The organism is Mesoterricola sp. MK458 (assembly GCF_055384935.1).
Genome location: NZ_AP045075.1, coordinates 2,797,866 through 2,821,880, shown reverse-complemented (window position 1 = coordinate 2,821,880; position 24,015 = coordinate 2,797,866). Strand labels below are relative to the sequence as shown.

Annotated in this window: 15 protein-coding genes; 6 read left to right on the top strand and 9 right to left on the bottom strand. The window is 67.6% G+C overall.

What is annotated here, in order from left to right; all coding sequences use genetic code 11:
• Window positions 1-135 precede the first annotated feature (135 nt).
• The gene (locus ACZ5LB_RS12260; RefSeq protein ID WP_464602509.1) at window positions 136-2,757 is read right to left on the bottom strand and encodes a valine--tRNA ligase; all 2,622 of its coding nucleotides are present in this window, start codon (window positions 2,755-2,757) and stop codon (window positions 136-138) included.
• A 198-nt stretch (window positions 2,758-2,955) separates the two neighbouring features.
• Between ACZ5LB_RS12260 and ACZ5LB_RS12255 the strand changes: the two genes are divergently transcribed.
• A complete protein-coding gene (locus ACZ5LB_RS12255; protein WP_464602508.1) occupies window positions 2,956-3,480 on the top strand; it encodes a hypothetical protein in 525 nt (174 codons plus the stop codon).
• Here the strand turns inward: ACZ5LB_RS12255 and mfd are convergent, their stop codons facing one another.
• Complete coding sequence (gene mfd, locus ACZ5LB_RS12250; RefSeq protein ID WP_464602507.1) at window positions 3,481-6,879, bottom strand: transcription-repair coupling factor; 3,399 nt, start codon at window positions 6,877-6,879, stop codon at window positions 3,481-3,483. It lies immediately after the preceding gene.
• A gap of 107 nt (window positions 6,880-6,986) precedes the next feature.
• On the opposite strand from mfd, the gene ACZ5LB_RS12245 reads away from it, so the two are divergent.
• The 3 genes from ACZ5LB_RS12245 (at window position 6,987) to ACZ5LB_RS12235 (ending at window position 11,089) form a co-directional block, all read left to right on the top strand.
• Window positions 6,987-8,708 carry a RecQ family ATP-dependent DNA helicase gene (locus ACZ5LB_RS12245; RefSeq protein WP_464602506.1) on the top strand — a complete coding sequence of 574 codons (1,722 nt, stop codon included), beginning with the start codon at window positions 6,987-6,989 and terminating at the stop codon, window positions 8,706-8,708.
• Window positions 8,709-8,817: 109 nt separating this feature from the next.
• A complete protein-coding gene (locus ACZ5LB_RS12240; RefSeq protein WP_464602505.1) occupies window positions 8,818-10,395 on the top strand; it encodes a beta strand repeat-containing protein in 1,578 nt (525 codons plus the stop codon).
• 112 nt (window positions 10,396-10,507) lie between these two features.
• A complete protein-coding gene (locus tag ACZ5LB_RS12235) occupies window positions 10,508-11,089 on the top strand; it encodes a DJ-1/PfpI family protein (RefSeq protein WP_464602504.1) in 582 nt (193 codons plus the stop codon).
• Window positions 11,090-11,216: 127 nt separating this feature from the next.
• Here the strand turns inward: ACZ5LB_RS12235 and ACZ5LB_RS12230 are convergent, their stop codons facing one another.
• The 5 genes from ACZ5LB_RS12230 to ACZ5LB_RS12210 form a co-directional block, all read right to left on the bottom strand.
• Window positions 11,217-12,512, bottom strand: coding sequence for a HEAT repeat domain-containing protein (locus tag ACZ5LB_RS12230; protein WP_464602503.1), 1,296 nt, complete (start codon window positions 12,510-12,512; stop codon window positions 11,217-11,219).
• Between the two features lie 585 nt (window positions 12,513-13,097).
• Window positions 13,098-16,277 (bottom strand): efflux RND transporter permease subunit, encoded by a 3,180-nt coding sequence (locus ACZ5LB_RS12225; RefSeq protein ID WP_464602502.1) that lies wholly within the window; start codon window positions 16,275-16,277, stop codon window positions 13,098-13,100.
• 3 nt (window positions 16,278-16,280) lie between these two features.
• Window positions 16,281-17,390: an efflux RND transporter periplasmic adaptor subunit gene (locus tag ACZ5LB_RS12220; protein WP_464602501.1), complete on the bottom strand. Its 1,110-nt coding sequence runs from the start codon at window positions 17,388-17,390 to the stop codon at window positions 16,281-16,283.
• Between the two features lie 26 nt (window positions 17,391-17,416).
• Window positions 17,417-18,721, bottom strand: a complete 1,305-nt coding sequence (locus tag ACZ5LB_RS12215) for a TolC family protein (RefSeq protein WP_464602500.1) — start codon at window positions 18,719-18,721, stop codon at window positions 17,417-17,419.
• A gap of 2 nt (window positions 18,722-18,723) precedes the next feature.
• A complete protein-coding gene (locus ACZ5LB_RS12210; protein WP_464602499.1) occupies window positions 18,724-19,386 on the bottom strand; it encodes a TetR/AcrR family transcriptional regulator in 663 nt (220 codons plus the stop codon).
• A gap of 132 nt (window positions 19,387-19,518) precedes the next feature.
• On the opposite strand from ACZ5LB_RS12210, the gene ACZ5LB_RS12205 reads away from it, so the two are divergent.
• Window positions 19,519-19,857, top strand: a complete 339-nt coding sequence (locus ACZ5LB_RS12205; protein WP_464602498.1) for a hypothetical protein — start codon at window positions 19,519-19,521, stop codon at window positions 19,855-19,857.
• A gap of 14 nt (window positions 19,858-19,871) precedes the next feature.
• Window positions 19,872-20,444 (top strand): hypothetical protein, encoded by a 573-nt coding sequence (locus ACZ5LB_RS12200; RefSeq protein ID WP_464602497.1) that lies wholly within the window; start codon window positions 19,872-19,874, stop codon window positions 20,442-20,444.
• Window positions 20,445-20,454: 10 nt separating this feature from the next.
• On the opposite strand, the gene ACZ5LB_RS12195 is transcribed toward ACZ5LB_RS12200, so the two are convergent.
• Together ACZ5LB_RS12195 and ACZ5LB_RS12190 are read right to left on the bottom strand one after the other, a co-directional pair.
• Entirely contained in the window at window positions 20,455-22,578 is a 2,124-nt protein-coding gene (locus tag ACZ5LB_RS12195) for an alpha-ketoacid dehydrogenase subunit alpha/beta (protein WP_464602496.1), read from the bottom strand.
• A 123-nt stretch (window positions 22,579-22,701) separates the two neighbouring features.
• Window positions 22,702-24,015 (bottom strand): (Fe-S)-binding protein, encoded by a 1,314-nt coding sequence (locus ACZ5LB_RS12190; protein WP_464602495.1) that lies wholly within the window; start codon window positions 24,013-24,015, stop codon window positions 22,702-22,704.

The window sequence follows — 24,015 nt, the reverse complement described above, 5'->3', positions numbered from 1 at the left end:
AGCGCCTCCGCGTTAAATCCTTTTCATGGTTGAGCCGGCGCATCGGACCCTTGCGCCGGAGCATCCGTGAAACGACGTTGTCGCCGAGGCGCAGAGGACTCGCCGAGGCTCGCAGAGGAAAAAAAAGAACCTCTTCTAGATCGCCAGCAGTTCCCTGATCTTGTCCAGCCTCGCCTGCTTTTCCGCGGCGCCGGCGCGCATCTTGGCCACGGCGGCCTCGGGGGCCTTGGTGACGAAGGCTTCGTCGGCAAGGCGGGCCAGGGAGGATTCCAGTTCCTTCTCCAGCTTGTCCCGCTCCTTTTCCAGCTTGGCCTTTTCAGCGGCGGGATCCTTGAGGCCGGCCAGTTCCAGGGCCACGGTGCCGCCGGTGACCACGCCCACGGCGCGGGTGGGGGCGTGGATGTCGCCTTCGGGGAAGGTCACGGACTCCAGCCGGGCGATGCTCTTGAGCCCCTCGGCGAAGGGTTCTAGGGCCCTGAGGGTGCAGAAGGCGTGCACGCGCCGGGCGGGGTCCACGCCGTTCTCGGCCTTGAGGCGCAGGAGGGCCGTGAGGACCTCCTGGAAGCGGGGCACCAGGTCGGGATCGCCGCCCTCGGCCCGCAGGAGGGGGTCGTCCAGCGGCCAGCTGCGGGCCGCGAGGAGCGCGGGTTCGCCCTGGGGGAGTCGCCCGTCCAGGACGGCCGCGTGGATCTCCTCGGTGAGGAAGGGCACCACCGGGTGCAGGGCGCGGAGGAGGATGTCGAGGAAGTGGAGGATGGCGGCCTTCTGGGCCGGCGTGCCGTTCTGCAGGGTGACCTTGGCCAGTTCGATGTAGGTGGCGCAGAAGTCGTCCCACACCAGGTGGTAGAGGGTCTCGGCGGCCTCGTGGAAGCGGAACTCCTCGATGGCGCGGGTGGCCTGGCCCAGGCTCTCCCGCAGGCGGCGGATCATCCAGAACTCCGCCTCGCCCAATTCGGGCACCACGTCCAGCGTGACGTCGGGGGTGAGGTTCATCTGCACGAACCGCGCGGCGTTCCAGAGCTTGTTGCAGAAATTGCGGCTGGCCTCCAGGCGGGATACCGAAAGGGAGATGTCGGTGCCGGGGGCGGCCATGGCGGCCAGGGAGTAGCGCAGGGCGTCCGTGCCGTAGTCGTCCATGGTCTGGAGGGGGTCGATGACGTTGCCCTTGCTCTTGGACATCTTGGCGCCGTGCTCGTCGCGCACAAGGGCGTTGAAGTACACGTCCCGGAAGGGCACCTCGTCGGTCCAGGTGAGACCGGCCATGACCATGCGCGCCACCCAGAAGAAGAGGATGTCGTAGCCGGTGATGAGCACGCTGGTGGGGTAGTACCGCTTGAGGTCGGCGGTCTCGTCGGGCCAGCCGAAGACGCTGAAGGGCCAGAGCGCCGAGGAGAACCAGGTGTCCAGGGTGTCGGGGTCCTGGGTGAGGGCGGTGGAGCCGCACTTCTCACAGGCGGCCGGGGCGTCCTCCTCCACGTTGAGGTGGCCGCAGGCGTCGCAGGTCCAGGCGGGGATGCGGTGGCCCCACCAAAGCTGGCGCGAGATGCACCAGTCCTGGATGTTCACCAGCCAGTGTTCCCACACCCCGGCCCAGCGCTCCGGGGTGAACCGGATGCGGCCGTCGCGCACGGAGGCGAGGGCCTTGGCGGCGGCCTCGTCCACCTTCATGAACCACTGTTCCGACACCAGGGGTTCCAGCACGGCGCCGCTGCGGTCGCTCACGGACACCTGGTGGGTGTAGGGTTCGATCTTCTCCATGAGCTCGAGCTTCTCGAGGTCGTGGATGACCTTCTTCCGGCAGTCGAAGCGGTCCAGGCCCGCGTAGGCGGGTCCGGCCGCGGCGGTCATCTTCGCGTCGAAGCCGATGACGGTGATGCTGGGCAGGCCCAGGCGCTTGCCGGCGGCGTTGTCGTTGGGGTCGTGGGCGGGGGTGAGCTTCACGCAGCCCGTGCCGAACTTGGGATCCACGAAGGTGTCGGCCACCACGGGGATCTCCCGGTCGGTGAGGGGCAGCCGGACCATCTTCCCCACCAGGTGGCCATAGCGCTCGTCCTCGGGGTGCACCGCCACGCCCGTGTCGCCCAGCATGGTCTCGGGGCGGGTGGTGGCCACGACCACGAAGCCGCTGCCGTCGGCCAGGGGGTAGCGCAGGTGCCAGAGCTTGCCGTGGCGCTCGACGTACTTCACCTCCAGGTCGGAGAGCGCCGTCTGGCTCGCGGGGTCCCACTGGATCATGCGGGGTCCCTTGTAGATGCGGCCCGCCTTGTACGAGGCTGCGAAGACCTTGCGCACGGCGCGGTTGAGGTCGGGATCCATGGTGAACCGCTTGCGGGTCCAGTCCACGGAGGCCCCGAGCCGGCGAAGCTGGTTCTCGATGGCGCCCTGGTTCTCGTCCTTCCAGGACCAGAGGCGCTCCAGGAAGGCCTCCCGGCCCACGTCGTGCCGGGTCTTGCCCTCGGATTCCTTGAGCTGTCGTTCCACCACCACCTGGGTGGCGATGCCGGCGTGGTCGACGCCGGGCACCCAGAGGGCGTCGAATCCCTGGGCCCGCTTGAAGCGGGTGAGGATGTCGTGGAGGGTGAACACCAGGGCGTGGCCCATGTGCAGGTTGCCCGTGATGTTGGGGGGCGGGATGACGATGGACCAGGGCTTCTTGCCGCTGGCGGGCTGGGCCTCGAAGATGCGGGAGGTTTCCCACTGCTCGTACCAGCGGTGCTGGGCGGTCTTGAAATCGAAGGCCTTGTCCATCTCTTGCATGTGGCGAATCCTAAAGTGTTTATTTTGTCAGAGCGGGAGGGCGCGGGCCACCTTTAGAATTCGGCTCCGGGCGGGGCATGTCCTGCATCCGCGGCTCCCTGCCGCCCGTGCGGAGAGGCGGGGGATCTTGCCCGGGGAACCCATGGGTGCAACTAGCCATTCATAGTTGGGCCCGTCGGCCCCGCTAAAGGAACTCAAATGCGCATATCCCCGTTTCGCTCGGCAGCCCTGTCGATCATTGCCCTCAGCCTGGGCGCACCTCTTGCCGCCGAAGAAATCACCTTCGACAACCGGACGGATGCCCCCTGGACGCTGGTTTGGTACGGCCCGGATGGTCAGCTGGACCCCACGGATCCCCTGTGCATCAAGCCCAAGGAGCAGAAGAAGATCAACTTCGTGACGGAGGGCACGCGCCGCGCGCGGATCTTCGACGGCCAAAGGGAGGACCTCTGCACCCTGGAGGTGACCCACGGCGGCGTCCCGGGGGGGCCCGCCCTGACCACGCTCAACCTCGTCCCCGAGGAGGAAGCCAAAGGCCTGTCCGATGCGGCGGTGCAACTGACGTCGCCCCACACGGTGACGTTCGTGAGGCCCTTCCTCCCCGGCATCCGCAGGGTGGCACCCCCGAACCAGAAGCTCGAGTACAAGGACGCCAAGGCCGCGGGGAGGCCCGCGATGCCCGCGCCCGCGGCCAACACCGTGCGGGCCCTGAGGTTCGAATAGCTAGAAACTGGCCCAGGCCGCCAGGATCTCCTGGGCCAGCCGGATGGTGGCGTCCCCGGGGGCCGGGGCGGCCACGAGAACCGTGCCGTCGGGGTTGAACTGGCCCCCCTTCTGCTGACGCACCCAGGCCATGAGCTTGCCGGGGTCCACGGGGGTCATCGGACTCAGGCGCAGCTTGAGCCGGCCCTTTTCCGCCGACACCTCGCCCACGGCCAGGGCCTGGGCGAGGATCTTCACCCGCAGGAGCTCGAAGAAGCGCGCGCTCTCCTCGTCCTTCTCGGGAATCCGGCCGAAGCGGTCCTCCAGTTCCAGGCGGTAGAGCTCCAGGTCGCGTTCGGTGCGCAGGCGCGAGGCCCGCTTGTAGGCCACGAGCCGCTCCGCGGCCTGGTCCACCCAGAGGCGGGAGAGCTGGGCGCCGCCCAGCTCGATCTTCACCTCGAAGGTGCCGCTGGGCTGGCCCTGGAGCTCCTGGAGGGTCTCCTCCAGCAGCTTGATGTAGAGCTCGAAGCCGATGTCGTGGATGTGGCCGGACTGCTCGCCGCCCAGGATGTTGCCGGCCCCGCGCAGCTCCAGGTCCTGGGCCGCCACGCGGAAGCCCGAGCCCAGCTCCGAGAAGTCCTCCAGGGCCTGCAGGCGCTTGCGGGCGTCCTCGCTGATCTCGCCCTTGCCCGGGATGAGGAGGTAGGCGTAGGCGGGCACGTCGCTGCGGCCGACGCGGCCCCGGAGCTGGTAGAGCTGGGACAGGCCGAAGGTGTCGGCGCGGTGCACGATCAGGGTGTTGGCGTTGGGCACGTCCAGGCCGTTCTCCACGATGGTGGTGGCGACCAGCACGTCGATGCGGCCCTCCATGAAGCCCAGCATGGCGGCCTCCAGGGCCTCGTCGGTCATCTGGGCATGGCCCACCCCCACCCGGGCGTCCGGCACCAGCTCCCGGATGCGCGCGGCCACGGTGACGATGGAGTCCACCCGGTTGTGCACCACGTACACCTGGCCGCCCCGGCGCAGCTCGAACTGGATGGCGGTGGCGATGAGTTCGTCCGACCAGGGGGCCACCACGGTCTCGATGGCCAGGCGGTTCCTGGGCGGGGTCTCGATGAGGCTCATTTCGCGCAGTCCCGTCAGGCTCATGTGGAGGGTGCGGGGGATGGGCGTGGCGCTCATGGCCAGCACGTCCACGTTGGCGCGCATCTTCTTCAGCCGCTCCTTGTGGCTGACGCCGAAGCGCTGCTCCTCGTCGATGACGACCAGGCCCAGGTCGCTGAACTTCACCCGGGCGCCCAGCAGCTGGTGGGTGCCGATGACGATCTCCACCTTCCCGGCCTCCACGTCCTGGAGGATGGCCTTGGCCTCGGCGGCGTCCACGAACCGGTTGAGCATCTCGATGCGGATGGGGAAGGCCGAGAAGCGCTCCTTGAAGGTCCGGAAGTGCTGGAAGCACAAGATGGTGGTGGGGCACAGCACCGCGACCTGCCTGCCGTCCAGGGCCACCTTGGCGGCGGCGCGCATGGCCACCTCGGTCTTGCCGAAGCCCACGTCGCCGCACAGGAGGCGGTCCATGGGCACGGGGCGCTCCAGGTCGGCCTTGATGGCTTCGGTGGCTTCGATCTGGTCGGGGGTGGGCTCGAAGGGGAAGGTGGCCTCGAACTCCGCCATCTCGGGGCCGTCCGGGGGGTAGGCGTGGCCCGCCTCCAGCTTGCGCTGGGCGTAGAGCTTGAGCAGCTCCTCGGCCATGTCGCGGATGGCCTTCTTGGCCCGGCGCTTGACCTTGGCCCAGGAGGCGCCGCCCAGCTTGTCCAGGGGTGCCAGGCCTCCGTCGGGGGAGACGAAGCGCTGGATGAGGTCGGCCCGTTCCAGGCTCACGTTGAGCTTGCCGCCGTCGGCGTAACGGAGCTGGACCACTTCCTGCTCCTCCCCGCCGATGTTCAGGGCCGTGAAGCCCATGAATTCGCCGATGCCGTGGTCCAGGTGCACCACCCGGTCCCCGGGCTTGAGGTCGCGCAGGTCCGACAGAAAGGGCGCCGAGCGGCTGCGCTTGGGGGGAGCGGCCAGGGCCTTGCGGCCGAAGACCTCGCGCTCGGTGAGCACCAGGAGGCGGGGCTCCTTCAGGAAGGTGCCGGCCGACAGCGGAAGGTGGACGGCGCGGCACCCGGCCTGGGTGCCGAAGGAGACCGGCAGCTCGTATTCCTGGAGGATCTCCCCGAACCGGTCGCGCATGCCCGGGGTGGACCCGGCCAGGAAGATCCGGTGGCCCGAGAGGGCAAGCTCCTGGAGGTACTCCGCCAGGTCCCCGAGCCGCCCGTGGAACTCCCGCGGGGGCGTGGCCTGGAGGGGAACGGTGGCCTCGCTCTGCCACTCCGTGAGCAGGAGGGTCGTGCGGCTGGGATCGGTCGCCAGGAAGCGGTCCTCGAACTCGGGACACACCACGCCGCCCCGGCGCAGCACCGCGAGGCTCTCCTGGATGCGGGCCCGCTCCCGGTCGGCCACGGCCTCCTCCCACTGGGGCTCCAGGCGCACCCGGAGGCAGGGGGGGACCCAGTGCGCCAGCTGCCCCTTGGGCTGGGCGAGCATGGGGTAGAACAGCTCCTCGCCCGGGAAGTGGCCGTGGGTCGCCAGGCGGGAGCGTCGGAACTCCAGGTCGTCCTCGGGCTCGGGGGTGAGCCCCGCGCGGCTCTCCACGGCCGCCATGAGGGGCGCGCCTTCGCCGCGCTCGCCCTCGAAGCGGGGGTAGAGCGTGATGGCCTGGAGCCCTTCGCCGCCGCGGCGCTGGGTGTCGGGATCGAAGGGGCTGAGCCGCTCGAGCTCGTCCCCGAAGAACTCCAGGCGGAGCGGCATGTCCAGGTGGTCGGGCCACAGGTCCACCACCAGGCCGCGGGCGCTGAATTCGCCGGGGCTCCCGGCCAGTTCCGTGCGGCGGTAGCCCAGGGCCACCAGGGTCTCCAGGAGCAGTTCCCGGGGCACCTCGGTGCCTTGGGCCAGTTCGAGTCTCTGGCGCTGGAACCAGGTGGGGTGGGGCAGCCGCTCCAGGGCGGCCAGGGGTCCCGTCACCAGGACCTGCACCCGGTGCTCCAGCAGGCCCACCAGGGTTGCCAGGCGGTCCCGGGTGACGACGAAGGGTGGGCTGGACTCGCCGCCGGCGAAGGGGGCGAAGCCCGGGAAGTGGGCCACCCGGGCGTCGGGCAGGGCCACGGCCAGGTCGTGGGCGAGGGTCTGGGCCTCCAGTTCGGTGGGGGCGTCTACCCAAAGCGTCTTCTGGCGCCCGTCCCCGGCGGTCCAGCGGGCCAGGATGAGGGCCAGGGCCGTGGGGGAGGTCCACCGCAGGCGCGAGCCGGCCTGTTCGAGGCCCCCCGGGTCCAGCGGTCGGAGGAGGTCGTTCAGGGTGGCGCGGTCTTGACTGCTCATGCAACCAGTGTGCCCCAAGGAAGAAGCCGTGAACATGAATGGGCGCCGGGGCCGGCATTTGGCATCCGGGGCCCCAGGCCCGACAATGGAACCCTGCCCGGTGGTCCATGCCCCTTGAAAAAGCCATTCAGACCCTTCGCCTCCTGTTCGAATCCGGGGAGCGGGACGCGTGCCGGCAGTCCCTGGAAGCCTTGCGGAGCCGCTACCGCACCGAACCGGACATCTTCGACGCGGGGTCCATCGGGACCCTCAAGGAGATCGCCGAGGCCCTCAAGGGCGAACCCGACCTCAAGGCCCGGCTGAAGTCGGTCTTCGGGTTCGACACCTTCCGGCCGGGGCAGGAGGAGGTCATCCGCGCGGTGATGTCCGGCCGGGACTGCCTCGCGGTGATGCCCACGGGGGCCGGGAAGTCCCTCACATACCAGCTGCCGGCGCGGCTCCTGGGCGGAACCACGCTGGTCATTTCGCCGCTGATCGCGCTCATGAAGGACCAGGTGGACGCCCTGGTGGATGCGGGCCTCCGGGCCACCTTCCTCAATTCCTCCCTGGAACCCGGCGAGCGCCTGGAACGCATTCGCCAGCTCCACCGGGGCGAGTATGAACTCGTGTACGCGGCGCCCGAGGGCATCGAGCAGAGCGTGGGGCCCTTGCTTGATCGCTTGGATCTTCGACTCATCGCCGTGGACGAGGCCCATTGCATCAGCCACTGGGGCCACGATTTCCGCCCCGCCTACCGGAACCTCGCGGGGCTCAAGGCGCGCTTCGGCCACCTGCCGGTGCTGGCCCTGACGGCCACGGCCACCACGGAGGTCCGCCGGGACATCATCGCCCAGCTGGGCATGAACGAACCCCTGGACTTCCTGGGCTCCTTCTTCCGCCCCAACCTCCGGCTCCACGCCATCAAGAAGGGCGGGGACGCCCCGGAGGTGCGGGAGGCCATCTTCGACCTGGTGCGGGCCCGGCCGGGGCAGAGCGGGATCATCTACTGCCTGTCGCGCAAATCCACCGAGTCCACCGCCGACTACCTGCGCAGCCGCGGCGTGCGCGCCCTGGCCTACCACGCGGGCCTGGACGCCCAGGCGCGGGAGGCGGCCCAGGAGGCCTTCCGCCGGGATGACGTGGACGTGGTCACCGCCACCATCGCCTTCGGCATGGGCATCGACAAGAGCAACATCCGCTACGTCATCCACCGCGACCTGCCCAAGAGCCTGGAAAGCTACTACCAGGAGATCGGCCGCGCCGGGCGCGACGGCGCGGACGCGGACTGCGTCCTCTTCTACTCCTGGGCGGACGTCATGAGCTTGGAGCGTTTCCTGGACGGCCTGGATCCCGCCGTGGCTTCGGTGCAGAAAAAGCAGATCCGCGCCATGTACGACTTCGCGGAGACGCGCTCCTGCCGCCATCGCGCGCTGGTGGGGCACTTCGGCGAACGCATCGAGGCGTGCGGGTGCTCCTGCGACGCGTGCACGGGGAGGGACGTGCTGGCCGAAATCCCGCTGGCGGCGGCGTTCGGCGCCTCCCGTGCGGGAAGGAAGGCAAAGGTTCCCAAGGGAAATTTTCCGCTTCCGCCCCCCGCGGACGCCTCGCCCGGAACCGGCGAGGGAGATGCGGGCTTATTCTTGAAACTCAAGGCCTTGCGCAAGCAGATCGCGGACCGGAGGAACCTCCCCGCCTACATCGTCTTCAGCGATTCGACGCTTCACCAGATGGCCCGGTTCAAGCCCCTCACCCCGCAGGAAATGATGGCTATCAGTGGGGTTGGACCCAAAAAGCTGGAGACGTACGGCGAGGAGTTCCTCCGGCTTCTGGCCGAGCCCCTGGACCCTTGACCCCCTTCGGGTCGAACCGCTAACCTTCCTTGGGGTTGTCAATTTTTTCAGCACATTCCAGGGCCTCTCCCCTTCCTGGAGTGGTCTCCTTTTCGCAAGGATCACGGAAATGGTCGTTCGATACTGCTGGTCGATGGTGACGGTCGCCTGCCTCGTGGGCGCGTTGGGGTGCAGCAAGAGCAAGGATCCCGCGGCCTCGTCGGTCCCGGTCATCACCTCGTTCACGCCGTCGCAGGGCCTCACCGGCTCCTCCGTGGAACTCACGGGCACGGGCTTCGACGGGACCACGAGCGTAAGCATCGGCGGGGTCTCCGCGGAATGGAAGCGGCACAGCAACACCTCGATGACCGTGAAGGTTCCCGATGGGGCCATGTCGGGCGTCATCGGCGTGGTGAACTCCCTGGGCAGCGGCGGCAGCACCTCCACCTTCAACGTCATCCCCACCATCACGGCCATCAGCCCCACCAGCGGCAGCCCCGGGACCACGGTGACGCTCACGGGAACCGGCTTCACCGGGGCGCAGGTCGTCAACTTCGGCGGCGGCCCCGCGGCCAACTTCTACGTCAACAGCGCCACCCAGATCCAGGCGGTGGTGCCCCTGGGCTCCAGCACCGGCCCCATCACCGTCACCACCAACACCGCCGGCGTCCAGCTCACCGCCACTTCGCCCGCCTTCACCTATTCCAGCGGCGGCGTCGAGGCGCCGGTGCTGACCTCGTTCTCGCCCAGCCAGGCCGGGACCGGCGACTACGTGGTCCTGACGGGCTCCGGTTTCACCGGCGTCTCCAGCGCCACCATCGGCGGCATCAGCTCCTACTTCACCGTGACCAGCGACACGGCCATGAGCATCCAGGTTCCCGCGGCCGCGGCCTCGGGCTTCATCCAGGTCTCCGGCGTGCTGGGCACGGCCACCTCGGCCTCGCGCTTCCTGGTGACGCCCACCGTCTCGGGCTTCACCCCCGCCTCGGGGCCCGCGGGCACCCTGGTCACCCTCACCGGCACCGGGTTCTCGGGCGCCACCCAGGTCACCTTCGGCAATGCCGTCCCCTCCAGCTTCATCGTCGTGGACTCGAACACGATCAAGGCCAACGTGAAGGCGGGCTCGGCCACCGGGGCCATCACCGTGGCCAGCAACGGCCTCACCTGCACCAGTTCCTCGAACTTCACCTTCGTCCCGGACGCCGTCAACAGGCCGGTCATCACCAGCGTCGGCAGCGTCAAGGGCGCCGTCGGCGACAGCGTGACCCTCACCGGCACCGGGTTCACCGGGGTCACCAACGTCACCGTGGGCGGGGCGGAAGCCACCGAATTCACCGTGACCGACGACACCACCATCAGCGTGACGGTGCCCACCGCCGCAGCCACCGGGTTCATTTCCGTCACCAACGCCCTGGGATCCACCTCCTCCCCGTCGACGTTCTACGTGACCCCCTCCATCACGGCCCTGTCCTCCCTCAGCGGCAAGGTGGGCGCGACGATCACCATCACCGGGACGGGGTTCTCCGACCCCAGCTCCTCCGGGAATTCCACCCTGACCTTCGGTGGCGGGCCGAACGCGAGCTTCATCGTGACCGGCCCCAACACCCTCACCGCCGTCGTGCCCGCCGGCTCCACCACGGGCGTCGTCACCTTCACGGCCTACGGCTCCTCGGCCACCAGCGCCGACACCTTCACCGTTCTGCCCTAGGACCTTCCCCTTCCCGTCGAGGCCGGCTCCCTGAGCCGGCCTTTTTGCGTGCGGATTTTGACCATCCGGAGCTAGAATTCGTCAGCGGTTCCCGCCCATTCCGGAGGCTCCCATGGCAGCGAAGAAGATCCTGATGCTCGTCGGCGATTTCGTCGAGGACTACGAAGTGATGGTTCCGTTCCAGATGCTCCTGATGGTCGGCCACACGGTCCACGCCGTGTGTCCGGACAAGAAGGCCGGGGACTTCGTGCGCACGGCCATCCACGACTTCGAGGGGGACCAGACCTACTCCGAGAAGCCCGGCCACCGCTTCACCCTGAACGCCGCCTTCGCCGACGTGCGCGCCGAGGACTACGACGCCCTGGTCATTCCCGGAGGCCGCGCCCCCGAATACCTGCGCCTCAACCCCAAGGTCCTGGACCTGGTGCGGTCCATGGCCAAGGCCGGCAAGCCCATCGCCGCCATCTGCCACGGCCCCCAGATCCTGGCCGCGGCCGGCGTCCTGGAAGGCCGTCCCTGCACCGCCTACCCGGCCGTGGGCCCCGAGGTGACCGAGGCCCGCGGGACCTTCGTGGACATCCCGGTGGACAAGGCCCACGTGGACGGCAACCTCGTCACCGCCCCCGCCTGGCCCGCCCACCCGGACTGGATCGCCAAGTTCCTGAAGGTGCTTGGGACGCGCATCGAAGCCTGACCGGCTTCGGCGCAGGAAAAAGTCCCGGTGGACTGGTTAGGCAGTTCAGTTAGGATTCCCCTTTGGAGGGCGGCCCCAGCCGCCCTCCTTGCCTGTCATGAATGGGATGCGGAGGCTCCAGTCCTCCTTACTTGGCTTTGAGATATTCCCTGAAGTCTGCGGGGGCCGTCTCCCATGTGCCCAGTCGATCTGAGTACCAGAACACGAAGTCGTGCCCTGACTTCCCGATGAATCGGGCTTCGTGGGGATACGCTGCCTCCTGGCCATTGGCCGGAGGTTCGAACGCCAACTCTCCGTTCATAATCCGGGTGGCTCCAGATCGGCTTTCACCGGACCAGGAAAGAGGAGCCAGATAGATGTCGAAATAGGGTGCAGTGCTCTCAGGGTCCGGAGTTACCGGAAACCAATAGCGGTAGTGGCGACAGGCCCCATCCTGGTCAACCGGAATGTCCTTCACGCTGGAAGTCCAACCTGGCGGGGCTGGGCAGTATTCAGCAAAAAGGAACTCCCATCCCTCAGGAAGAATCCGCGAAGGAATAAAGGGTGGCGGGTATTGGCCACATGGGTCAGGTACTTCGAGGCCGCCGTACCTGGGCGAACCGATGGCTTCCCACCAGCGCCTGATCCTCTCGACACTTTCCTGGGAATGGTTCAGTTTCATGCCGATCATGCCACTGATGATGCTCGCCGCTGCTTCAGAGGGATTGCCAAATTCACAGGACTCGTTGTCGCCCAAGAAGAGGGCCAAGTATTTCATCGACCGCTTGCCGCCGAAGTTCGCCAAGTAGTTGACGATCATCCATCGCACCTTAGGAGAAGGGTCGGTCCGGTGTCGCAGCAGGGCCTGGAAGGCCCCAGGATCCCTGTGGCGAAATCCCAAGGCACAGATGGCATCCGACCGCAGTTCGGGGTCATCGCTTTCGAGAGCCCTGATGAGGGCTGGTCCTGCGAAGTCGTCCTTGGTGGACCGCAGCGCCAAGGCCGCCTCCCTTCTGACAATAGCGGACGGGTCTTGAAGCGCCCTAACAATGAGCAAAACGCTTTCCCGTTCACGGAACCGCTGAAGCCCGTACACGGCCCATTTGCGCGTCTCAGGATCTTTGGCATGGACCAGTGGCATCAAGGTTGTTCGCACCTTGATGGATTCCGAGGGTGTCCTGTTGTCTACGAAGGCGAGCCCCAGAAGACCCCTTTTCCTCATCCTTGGGGTTTTCGAGACCAAAGTCCGAATGAAGACATCGACGGCTGATCCCCCAATCATTTCAAGTGCCGTGACGCAACTATTGGAAACATAATCATTGCCAGAATGCATACCTTTTTCCAGGGTTGGAACGGCAGCCTCACCAAGAGCAATGAGCTTCTTTACGGTCGGAGACCATGTCTCCGCTTTGGGATTCTCCTTTTCCCGGTAGAGTTCGTCCACTAGCTTTTGGGCGGCAGGATTCACTGAGCGAGTGGATTGTGGTGCCGCGCTGAGGCATATGGTGGTTAGGATTGGCAACAGGCCCCTTCCTGCACACGACATCACAGGCCACCTCTTCTCGCCGATGTAAAAGGGAATCTTGGCTGCCCGTGGGCTTTGCATGCAGCGCGTGAGCAGGAGCCAGAAGCACAGGAGGTCATACTGCTTTATACCGCCAAAAATTCTTCCTCTCACGCCGTAATGAAGAAATTGGTAGCAGCCTTCTTTATCTCGGGTTCTCGACAAACCCAGGATGCCTGAAATCTGTTGCTGCCGACCTGTTACCCGGTGAATCCAGCAAATTCCATCGAAGAGCCTATCGCCGAGGCGCCGAAGACGCCGAGGATCGCCGAATAAAAGATGATCTTTTCTCGGCGAACCCCGGCGCCTCGGCGCCTCGGCGACAAGGCTTTTCGTTTCTAACAGCCTCGATGACGGGACCAGGACGGCCTTCGACCACCCGTCCCAAGCCCCTTTCCAAGAGGAGGCCAGAGTGAGTGTGGGTCGAGGACTTCACTCAATTCTGTGAGGACCCCTTTTCCCGTCCTACCGCCGGATCCGGTCCCGGATCCGGTCCCGGATCCTGGCCCGGGCCTTCTTCCAGGTGAACGCGTCCAGCAGGTCGAAGAACACCGGGATCACGATGAGGGTGAGCAGCGTCGAGGTGATGATGCCGCCCACCACGGCGCGGGCCATGGGGGCGCGCATCTGGGCGCCGGCGCCCAGGGCCAGGAACAGGGGCAGCATGCCGCCCACCATGGCGAAGGTGGTCATGAGGATGGGGCGCAGGCGGGTGGTGCCCGCCTCGATGAGGGCGTCCCTCCGGCTCATCCCGCCCTCCCGCATGTTCTGCAGGGCGCGGTCCACCAGCAGGATGGCGTTCTTGGTGACCAGGCCCATGAGGAGGATGAGGCCGATGCTCGTCATCATGCTCTGGGCATCGCCCGTGATGAGCAGCATCATGACCAGGCCCACCATGGACAGCGGGAGGCTCAGCATGATGGTGATGGGGAGCTTGAAGCTCTCGAACTGGCTGGCCAGGACGAAGTAGATGAAGGCCACGGCCATGAGCATCGCGGTCCCCATGTAGCCGGCGGTCTCCTTGTTGTTGCGGGCGGACCCGGTGAAGGCCACCTCCACGCCCTCGGGGAGCTTGTGCGCCAACTTGAGGTAGGACAGCTTAAGGTTGGCGTCGGCCACCACTTCGTTGAGCGAGCGGCCCTCCTTATTGGTGGAGATGAGGATCTGGGACTGCAGGGCGCGGCGCTGGAGCTTGGAGGGGGCGGTGGTCTCCTCGAAGCGGGCCACGTTGCTGAGCTTGACCTGCAGGTTGTTGCCGGCCTTGTCCTTCTTGGTGGAACCCACGGTCATGGACTCCAGCAGGTCCCCGCGGGAGCGGTTGACGTCCGAGAGGCGCACGGTGACGTCGTACTGCTCGCCGGTGCCGGGGTCCTCGAACTTGGCCACGTCCACGCCGTCCACCAGGGGGCGCACCAGGTTCGCCACGGCCATGGGGGAGACGCCCAGGTCGGAGGCCCTGCGGCGGTCCACGGCCAGGCGCAGTTCGGGCTTGCCCTTGTCCTTGCTGCTGGCCACGTCCACCACGCCGTCCACGTTCTTGAGCGCCTCCAGCACGATGGGCTCGGCCTGCTCCATGGACCTTCGGTCCGGGGACATGACGGCCAGGGCGATGGGCTTGCTGTCGCCGAAGTCGGAGACGGCGGAGATGTCGGTCTCGACCCCGGGCACGGCCCGGAAACGGTCGCGGAGCTCCCGGCGGATGTACATCATGTCCCGGCGGCGCCCCTCGGAAAGCTTCACGTAGATGGAGCCCTCCGTGATGGTGCCGTTGAGTCCGGTGCCGATGGTGGTGTAGACGTGCTCGATCTCGTGGTTCTGCGTGCCGTCGGTCTTCGAGGCGATGATCTGCTCGAGCTGGGCGGCCTTGCGCCGGGAGGCCTCCAGGCTGGCGCCGGATTCCACCTTGAAGCCCACCTGGAAGTCGCCGCGGTCGTAGTCGGGCATGAAGTCCCCGCCCAGGAGGGGCATGAGGATGACGGCCAGGGCGAAGCTCGCCGCGCCCATGCCCAGCACGGTCCAGCGGTGGTCCATGGCCCAGGAGATGGCCGACGTGTACCTCTTCTCCCAGCCGTCCAGCTTGTCGTTGAACCAGTCGACGGTCTTCATGATGAAGCGGCGGTGGCCGTGGTGGGACTCCTGGTAGCCCTTCTCGTGCTCGGGATCGGGCCACACGGCGCTGAGCATGGGGTCCAGGGTGAAGCTCACGAAGAGCGACACGGCCACGGCGAAGGCCACCGTGATGCCGAAGGAGAAGAAGAAGCGCCCGACGATGCCGCCCATGAAGGCCACCGGAATGAACACGGCCAGGATGGAGAGCGTCGTGGCGATGACGGCGGGGCCGATCTCCGCGGTGCCCTCCCGGGCGGCGGTGATGTGGTCTTTGCCCATCTCGGCGTGGCGGGTGATGTTCTCTCGCACCACGATGGCGTCGTCGATGAGGATGCCGATGGCCAGGGAGATGGCCATGAGGGTCATGGTGTTGAGGGTGAAGTCCATGGCCTTCATGATGGTGAAGGTGCTGATGACCGACACGGGCAGGGTCAGGCTGGTGATGATGGTGGAGCGCCAGCTCTTGAGGAAGTAGAAGACGATGATGACGGTGAGGATGCCGCCCAGGACGATGGAGAGCACCACGTCGTCTACGGAATCATTGATGAACTTGGAGTTGTCCTTGGCCTTGACGGTCGTGACGCCCATCTTCTCCAGGTCCGGCCGCAGGCGCTCCACGGCGGCGTCCACGCGGCGCACCATGGCGACGGTGTTGCCGCCGATCTGCTTCTGGATCTCCAGGGCCACGGCGTCCACCCCGTCCATGCGGGCCAGGGTGCGCTTCTCCTTGATGCCGTCCACCAGGGTGGCCACCTCGCGCAGCTCGATGGGCCGGCCCTTCTGGTTGCCCACGACGACGTTGTTGAAGTCCTCCACGCGCCGGGCCTTGGCGTCGACCCGCACGCTGATCTCGCGGGTCTCGGTGAGCAGGTTGCCGCTGGGGACGGCCATGGTGTCCTGGCCCAGGGCGCTCATCACCTGGGGCAGGGTGAGGCCCAGGGACTCGAGCTTCTGGGGGTCCACCTGCACCAGGATGTTGCGGGTGGAGCCGCCGACCACCTCGGCCTTGCCCACGCCGGGGATGTTCTCCAGGCGGCGCTTGAGGAACTCGTCGGCGATGCGGGTGACCTCGCGGTTGCTCATGTCCTTGTGCTTGGCGTCGGGCTTGACGATGAGGCTGAGCACGGGGAGCTGGGCGGGGTCGAACTTCTGGATGATGGGTTCCTTGATGGTGTCGGGCAGGTTGCGCCGGATCTGGCCCACCTTGGAGCGCACGTCGTCCAGGGCCTTGTCCACGTCGCGCTCGATCTCGAACTCGATGGTGACCGTGCCCAGGCCGTCCTGGCTGGTGGAGCTGATCTCCCGCACCTTCTCGATGGGGTTGACGGCCTCCTCGATCTTCTTGATGACGTCCTGCTCCACGGCGTCGGGACTGGCGCCGGGGTAGATGACGCTGATGGTGACCACCGGCATGTCGACCTTGGGGAAGCTGTCGAGGCCCAGGCCCTTGATGGAGAACAGGCCCAGCACCACGAGCGCGAGCATCACGCAGGTGGTCAGCACCGGCCGCTTGATGGAAAGATCGGAAAGGAACATGGCTCACTTCCCCTTTTCGGTTTCGAACTGCAGGCGGGTGCCGTCGGCCACCAGGTCGCGGCCCTGGGCCACCACCTTGCTGCCCACGGGGAGGCCGTCCACGGTGCGCCAGCCGCCCTGGTCGGGGCCCACGAGCACCCGCCTGCGGCGGGCGACGCCGTTCTCGTTCACGAAGACGTCCGCGTCGCGGCCCACGGCGGTGAGGATGGCGCTGGGCAGGGCCGGGCGCTGGATTTCGCCTTCGCCCAGGATCACGCCCTCCGCGAACAGGCCGCTCTTGAGGCGGCCGTCGGTGTTCGGCACCTCCATGCGCACCCGCAGGGTCCGGCCGTCCTGCATGACCGAGCCGCTCACCTGGGTGAGGGTGGCCTCGAAGGGCTGGTCGAAGCCGGCGATGCGGAAGGAGGCCTTCATGCCCTGCCGGACCGCGGCCACGGCCTCGGCGGGCAGGTCGGCCTGGATTTCGAGCTTGCGGTTGTCCACCACGGTGAACGCGGTCTGGCCGGGCGAGAGCATCTCGCCGGGCTGGATGAGGCGCTGGGCCACCTCCCCGGCGAAGGGGGAGGTGATGCGCGACTTCCTCAGGCGGCTCTTGGCCAGCCCCAGGTTGCTTTCCGCGGCGCGGGCCATGGCCATGGCGGCGTTGAAGTTGGTTTCGGCCTGCTGGGCGGACTGGCGGGTGACGCTGCGCTTCTCCAGCAGGCTCTGGGCCCGGTCGTTGTCGCGCCTGGCCTGCTGGGCCTGGGCCTGGGCCTGGGCCAGCTGGGCCTCGGCGGCCTGCACCGACAGGAGGAGGTCGTCCTCGTCCTGGGCGGAAAGCACGGCGCCGGCGCCGACGCGGTCGCCCTCCTGCACGATGACGCGGGTGACCCGGCCGGAAACCTCGGCCTTGAGCTCGGCGCGGTTCACGGCCAGGAGGGTGCCGGTGAAGGCGATGGCCCCGCGGAAGGGGTGGTTCTCCACCGCCGTGAGGGTGACGGGCACCAGGCCTTCCTGCTTGGTTGCGCGCTGGCGGGCGATCTCCGCGCGCTTGCGGTACTGGTGGACGGTGATGGTCCCGGCGATGAGAACGGCGGAGAGGACCGCGTAGACGATGATTCTGGGGCTGCTCATGGGTTACCTCGTGGGGTCCGGGACGATCAAAGGGGAGGGAGGCCGCAGGAGCGGCGGTAGTCGAAGAGCGCGGTCCACACGCCCAGCTGGGCGCGGCGGCGCTGGCTCTCCTGCTGGCGTTCGGCGCGCTCGGCCTGGAGGAGGTCCAGGGAGGTGATCAGGCCCTGGTCGAAGGATTCGCGGCTGGTGCGGAGGGCCTCCAGGGCCGCGGTGTAGGCCGACTTGGCGGCCTGGTGGAAGGCCAGGGCCTTCTGCATCTCGCGTTCGGCGCTGCTGCGCTCCACGGCGATGGCGCGCTCCTTGTCGATGCGGGCCTGGGCCACCTGCTCGAGCTGGGCGCGGTTCTGGGCGCGCTTGCCCGAGGATCGCAGCCCGTCGAAGACGGGGAACTTCATGGTGACGTTCACGCGCCAGGTGTCGTAGGGCTCGTGGAAGAGGTTGGGCGTCTTGTTGGCCTGGTAGCCGTACGAGGCGTTGAAGTCGAACTTGGGCCTCAGGTCGGACTTGATGATCTGGTCGTTGGCGCGGTACATCGCCTCCTGGGTCTTGAACTGGGAGATCTCGCTGCGCTCGCCGGCGGCGGCGGGGAGGTTCGTGTCGGGCGCGCCCGGGTCGGCCAGGTTCAGGGGGGTCCGGGGATCCAGCCCCAGCTGCCCGTTGAGGAGTTCCATGGCGCGCTTGTACCCGGCCTCGGCCTGGAGGTTCTCGGGCACCACGCCCAGGTATTCGCTTTCGGCCCGCAGCCGGTCCAGTTCGGTGGCGCTCTGGGCCTCCAGCTTGGCCTTCACGTCGCTGAGGAACTGCTCGGCAGTCCTGAGGCGGGTCTGGACCACTTCCAGTTCCGCCTGGGCCGCCAGCACCCCGATGTAGGCCTTGGCCACGCCGTGGAGGGTGTCGAGTTCGGCGGTGGTGTAGGCGTAGGAGGCTTCCTTTTCGCCCATCTTGGCGATCTTCACCGCCGTGCCCAGCTTGCCCCAGTAGAAGAGGGGCTGGGAGACCGTGGCCTGGGTGGTGTAGAGGGTGGTGGGCGCCACGAGGCTGGAGGGCTCCATGCCGAAGGCGCCCACCACGCCGCCCAGGTTGCTGTTGAGCAGGGACACGTCCCGCACCCGCGTGAAATCGCCGTTTAGGGACACCTGGGGCAGGGCGTCGGCCCGGGTGGAGGTGATGAGCCCGCGCCGTTCGGCCACGCGGGCCTTGGAGGCCTGCAGCATGGGGTTCTCGGCGCGGGCCCGGGACAGGGCTCCGGCCAGGTCCAGGGCCAGGGGCGGGGCCTGGGGCGGGGTGGGGGGAAGCTGGGCCACTTCGGCCGCGGGGGGGAAGAACACCATGGTCATGCTCCTGGGAACGCTTCGGGGATGGCGAGGCCCCGGAGGCTGAATTCGGTGATGTGGCGGGCGATGGCCGTGAGGTCCCGGGGGTAGTCGGGCTCCTGGCGGACCAGGCGGATCAGCTTGAGGTTGGTGTGGAGGTGGACGATCTGGCCGAAGATGCTGTGGATGAACTCCAGGGCCCGGAGCCGGTCCAGGTCGGGCCGAAGGATCGCGATGCAGGCCAGCATGTGGTCCGTGGTGGGCCGCAGGTGCTCCAGGATGAGGTCCGCCACGTCCTGCCGGGGCGCCTGGAGCTCCCGGGTCACGAGAACGAGGCAGGCCTGGTCCAGTTCGGAACCGTCCGAGCAGGCCATGAGCTCGTTCATGAGCCCCTGGATCATGTCGCCCAGAGCCTGGATGGCCATTCGCCTGGCGGCAGGCACGTCGGCGCCCGCCGAGGGCGGGGGGGGCATGGGGGGCCGGGAGGAGAAGATGTGCTTCAGGGCCTCGGCGTACAGGCCGGTCTTGCCGCCGAAATGGTACTGGACCAGGGCGGAGTTGGCCTTGGCCCGCCGGGCGATCTCGCGGATGCCCGTGCCGTCGAACCCCTTTTCCGCGAAACACAGGATGGCTGCTTCCAGGAGGCGGATCCGGGAGGACGGTTCGACTTCGGGGTGCGTCATGGGTCCCTCAAGAAAATTTAATCAATCGGATGAACAACCTTTGATCATGTTAATCAATCGATTGATTGGGTCAAGGACTTTGTTTAGGAAGGCCCGTTCCGTGCTATTCCTGTAGGGATCGAGGAGTTCGTGATGCTGTTCTACATCTCCCTGTATGTCCTGGCCGCCATCCTGCTCTTCCAGGGCACCCAGCTCCTGGGCGAACTGTCCGAGCCCCGGGAAGCCCTGCCGTCCGAGGTGCGTCCCGGTTCCGCCTGGGCAGCCCGTTGGGGTGGGTTCCTGGTCACCTACGGCGCCGCCATGATCCTGGCCGGGGTGCTGAGTCACGGATACGAATGGTTCCAGGGCTCCCTGGGGCTCCTGCGGGGTTTCGGGGTGGCCATCGAGGCCCTGTTCGGCCTCTGGCTCGTCTTCGGGCGCAAGGTCGACTACATGCCCGCCCCCGGCGCTCCGGCCCCGGCCCACCACTGAAGAGAAGGAACGCGATGACCGCAGCGCCCAAGGCTCCCAAGAAGGAAAAGGAAAAGCGCCAGACAGCCGAGGAGCGGCTGGAGGCCATGCGCTACAACCACATGATGTACGGCCCCACCGAGGGTGAGCTGAAGCTGGCCCCCAAGAAGATCGACTACGGGGTCTCCTACATCAAGCACCCCAAGTTCCAGAGCCTGCTCACCGCCTTCAAGCGGGGCGCCGAGTTCAAGTTCGACGTCACCGCCGGCGGCAAGGTCTTCGTCATCGCCACCGACGGCTCGCACATCACCTTCAACGGGAAGATCCTCTTCTACTCCCGGATGCTCAACCGGTACGAGAACAACCTCCTGCTCAACAAGGCCACCGCCATCCAGAACGCCACCAGCGACCCCCTGGTGCACCTGGTCTTCGCCGTGCTGAAGAGCTTCCCTGAGCTGGCCGGCTACCAGGTCAACTACTTGAACAAGAAGTTCTGGAATGGCAGCGAGGTGCTGGACACCGGGCAGGTGGAGGAGGACGCCAACCTCCTGATCGGGTCGTTCAAGCACAACAATTCCCTGGAGAAGCCCAGGCGGTTGGCCCCCTAGGGCCCGCCGGTCAGAGGCGGGCCAGGCTCCGGTACGCCTCCAGGAAGTGGCTGGCCTGGGGCAGGATCTCGTCCTCCAGGCTGGGGTGGTAGGCCACCCAGGTGTCCTTGGCGGCCAGGCGCCGCACCGGCGCGTCCAGTTCGAAGAAGAGTTCGTCGGCGATGCGGGCGGCGATCTCGGCGCCGTAGCCCCAGGCCAGGGTGTCCTCGTGGGCCACCAGGACCCGGTGGGTCTTCTTCACGGTGGCGGTGATGGCGTTCCAGTCGTAGGGGTTCAGGGTTCGCAGGTCGATGATCTCGACGTTGAGTCCCTCGGCCTCGGCCTGACGGGCGGCCTGGACGGCGCGGTGCACGGTGCTGCCGTAGGTGATGACGGAGAGATCCGTGCCTTCGCGGACGGTGCGGGCCTTGCCGAAGGGGATCATGAAGTCGGGCCCGGGGTCGTTGCCCTTGTTGTGGGTCTGGCGGTAGAGGTGCTTGGGCTCCAGGAAGAGGACCGGGTCGTCGCAGCGCATGGCGGTGCGCAGCAGGCCCGCGGCGTCCAGGGCCCGGCTGGGGTACACCACCCGCAGGCCCGGAATGTGGGTGAAGGAGCTCTCGCCGCACTGGCTGTGGTAGACGGAGCCGCCCATGAGGTAGCCGCCGATGGGCACCCGGATGACCACGGGGGCCTTGAAGTGGTCGTCGCTGCGCCAGCGGATGTTGGCCAGTTCGTCCCGGATCTGCTGCATGGCGGGCCAGATGTAGTCCATGAACTGGATCTCCACCACGGGCTTGAAGCCCCGGGCGGCCAGGCCGATGGCGCGGCCCACGATGGTGGCCTCGGCCAGGGGGGAGTTGAAGACCCGGTTCTCCCCGAAGATCCGCTGGAGGCCATGGGTGGCCTTGAAGACGCCGCCCTTGCCCTTGAGCTCGTCCAGGATCTCGGGACGGCTGGCGTCGGCCACGTCCTCCCCGAAGGCGAGGATGAGGGGGTTGGCCGCCATCTCCTGCTTCAGGGTGAGGTTGACGAGGTCGATCAGGGTCTTGGACCCCGTGCCCTGGTCCCCGGCCTGGTCCTCCCGGTCGAAGGCGGCCGAGGTGGGGTCCACCGTCTCGCTGTAGAGGTGGCGGGAATGGGAGCCGCTTTCGGGCGGCGGCGCCTCCACGGCCTCCTCCCAGGCGCGGTCCACCTCCTCCTGGACCTCGGCCTTGAGGCTCTCCAGCTCCCCGGCGGTGAGCAGGCCCTCCCGCAGGAGGCGCTCCGGGTAGGTGGTCACCGGGTCCCGCCTGGCCTCGTCGGCGCGCTGGGCGGGGGTCTTGTAGAGCTGCTCGTCGTCGGAAAGGGAGTGGGAGTAGGGCCGGACCACCCGGGCGCGCACCAGCGCGGGGCCCTTGCGGGCCCGCGCGTGGGCCACGGCCTCGCGCATCGCCTCGTAGCTCGCCACGGGGTCGCAGCCGTCGACGCCGTCGATGACCTTCAGCCCCTGGGCCTCCCAGCCCTTGAGCAGGGCGGCCACGTTGGCGCCGGGGTACTGCACCTCGGTGGGGACGGAAATGGCGTAGCCGTTGTCCTCGATGAGGTAGACCAGGGGCACCTTGAGGTTCACGGCGCTGTTGACCGACTCCCAGAACTCGCCCTCGGCCACGGTGCCGTCGCCGCTGGTGACGAGTACCACCTCGCCCTCGGTCATGCCGAGGCGTTCCCGGAGGCCTTCCCGCCCGGCCCGGAGGAGGGCCTCGGCCGCGCCGACCGCCTGGAGGAACTGGGTGCCCGTCGGGCTGGACGTGGTGAAAATGTTAAGCTTATGGCTGGACCAGTGGCCGGGCATCATGCGGCCCCCGGTGGCGGGGTCCAGCCTCGAGCCCACGGAGCCCAGGAACATGTCCCGGGCGGAAACGCCCAGGGCGTAGGCCAGGGCCCGGTCCCGGTAGTACAGGAAGAACCAGTCCCGGCCCGGCTCCAGGCAGAGGGCGGCGGCGGCCTGGAGGGCCTCGTGGCCCGCCCCGTTTATCTGGAAGAAGACCTTGTTCTGGCGCTTTCCCGTGATCTCCCGGTCATCGATGCGCCTGGAGGCGTAGATGGTGCGGAAGAGACCGATTCTCTGCTCCCGGGAAAGGCTGCGAATGTCGGGGACCGTCTCGGTTTTCGCCACAGGCGCTCCTCACGCCGAAGGCCGGCGGGCGAGATGAATTTATCACAACCAAACTGGTCAACAATACAACTTCCGCCTGATCCATAGATGCGCGCAGACCACCCGGTGCGCCACCGGGTGGATTCATACGATAGGCCCGTTGGCCGGTCTGTCCAGGCTGCCCGCGGCGGCGTAGGCCTCGTCCAGGATCTGGCTCACGTGGCGCACCCGCACCTCCATGCCCTTGCGCCGGGCGCCGTAGCCCAGGTGCATCATGCAGGCGGGGCACTCGGTGGCCAGGGTCGCCGCGCCCGTCTTCGCGACGTTGCCCATCTTCCGGTCCAGGACGCCGGAGGCCTCCTCGTGGTGGAGGAAGGTATAGCTGCCTGCGGCGCCGCAGCACCAGTCGGCCTCCGGCAGCTCCTTGAAGGCCACGCCCGGGACGGCCTTCAGGAGGTTCCGGGGCTGGGCGGTGACCTTGGCGAAGCGGTTGGAGAGGTGGCAGGGGTCGTGGTACGTGACCGTCCCGGCCACGGGGCCCATGCCGCCCTCCAGGCCGATGGAGGCCAGGTACTCGCTGAAGCTGCGGATCTTGGCCGAAAGGGCCGCGGCCCTGGGGGCGTAGACCGGGTCGTCCTTGAGCAGGTGCCCGTATTCCTTGAGGTGGGTGCTGCAACTGCCGCAATCCGAGACGATGGCCTCCAGGCCTTCGGCTTCGGCGGCCATGTGGTCGATGTTCTTGCGGGCGATGTCGCGGGCGGCGTCCAGGTCCCCGTAGGAATGGGCGGGGCGCCCGCAGCAGGTGTTGTCCATGAGGGTCGTGGCGCAGCCGTTGCGGGCCAGGACCCGCAGGGTGGCGCCGACGACTTCGGGAAACTCGAAGGAAAGGCCGCAGGAGGCGAAGTAGCCGATGCGGTGCCTGACCTGTCCGGGCCTGGGCACCCGCTCCTGGTCGCCCCGCAGGAAGGGCCTGGCGTCCATGGGCGGAAGCATGGCGTCGGCCACCTGGAAGCGGCGATCCACGAGGCGCAGGGCCCCGGACCTTTCGACCACCTTCACCAGGCCGTGGCGCTTGGCCCAGAGCGCCAGGCGCCCGGCGCTCTCCAGGCGCTTGTTGTCGGCCAGGATCTGCCGGAAGAGGAAGCGCTGCCACGCGGGCTGGCCGTGGCGCTTGATGTAGGCGTGGCGGATGGCCAGCACGGTCTCGTCGGTGCGGATGGCCGGGAAGCAGTGGGCGGTGCACCCGCGGCACAGGAGGCAGTCCTCGAGGGCCGCGGCCACGTCGGGCGTCAGTTCCATGTTTCCGAGGATCAGGGCCCTGCCGATGGCCTGCCGGCCCCGGCCCAGGGAGTGCTCGGAGCCGGTGGTGCGGAACACGGGGCACCCGGCCTGGCAGAAGCCGCACCGGTTGCACTGGGCGATGGTGTCGTAGAGGGGGAGGAGTTCGGGGGTCGCCAT

Excerpts from the sequence above, each read along its gene's own strand:
- ACZ5LB_RS12210 (WP_464602499.1), bottom strand. The coding sequence starts at position 19,386 with ATGACGCACCCCGAAGTCGAACCGTCCTCCCGGATCCGCCTCCTGGAA.
- ACZ5LB_RS12190 (WP_464602495.1), bottom strand. The coding sequence starts at position 24,015 with ATGGCGACCCCCGAACTCCTCCCCCTCTACGACACCATCGCCCAGTGC.
- ACZ5LB_RS12225 (WP_464602502.1), bottom strand. The coding sequence starts at position 16,277 with ATGTTCCTTTCCGATCTTTCCATCAAGCGGCCGGTGCTGACCACCTGC.
- mfd (WP_464602507.1), bottom strand. The coding sequence starts at position 6,879 with ATGAGCAGTCAAGACCGCGCCACCCTGAACGACCTCCTCCGACCGCTG.
- ACZ5LB_RS12235 (WP_464602504.1), top strand. The coding sequence starts at position 10,508 with ATGGCAGCGAAGAAGATCCTGATGCTCGTCGGCGATTTCGTCGAGGAC.
- ACZ5LB_RS12260 (WP_464602509.1), bottom strand. The coding sequence starts at position 2,757 with ATGCAAGAGATGGACAAGGCCTTCGATTTCAAGACCGCCCAGCACCGC.
- ACZ5LB_RS12215 (WP_464602500.1), bottom strand. The coding sequence starts at position 18,721 with ATGGTGTTCTTCCCCCCCGCGGCCGAAGTGGCCCAGCTTCCCCCCACC.
- ACZ5LB_RS12255 (WP_464602508.1), top strand. The coding sequence starts at position 2,956 with ATGCGCATATCCCCGTTTCGCTCGGCAGCCCTGTCGATCATTGCCCTC.
- ACZ5LB_RS12240 (WP_464602505.1), top strand. The coding sequence starts at position 8,818 with ATGGTCGTTCGATACTGCTGGTCGATGGTGACGGTCGCCTGCCTCGTG.
- ACZ5LB_RS12220 (WP_464602501.1), bottom strand. The coding sequence starts at position 17,390 with ATGAGCAGCCCCAGAATCATCGTCTACGCGGTCCTCTCCGCCGTTCTC.
- ACZ5LB_RS12245 (WP_464602506.1), top strand. The coding sequence starts at position 6,987 with ATGCCCCTTGAAAAAGCCATTCAGACCCTTCGCCTCCTGTTCGAATCC.
- ACZ5LB_RS12205 (WP_464602498.1), top strand. The coding sequence starts at position 19,519 with ATGCTGTTCTACATCTCCCTGTATGTCCTGGCCGCCATCCTGCTCTTC.
- ACZ5LB_RS12200 (WP_464602497.1), top strand. The coding sequence starts at position 19,872 with ATGACCGCAGCGCCCAAGGCTCCCAAGAAGGAAAAGGAAAAGCGCCAG.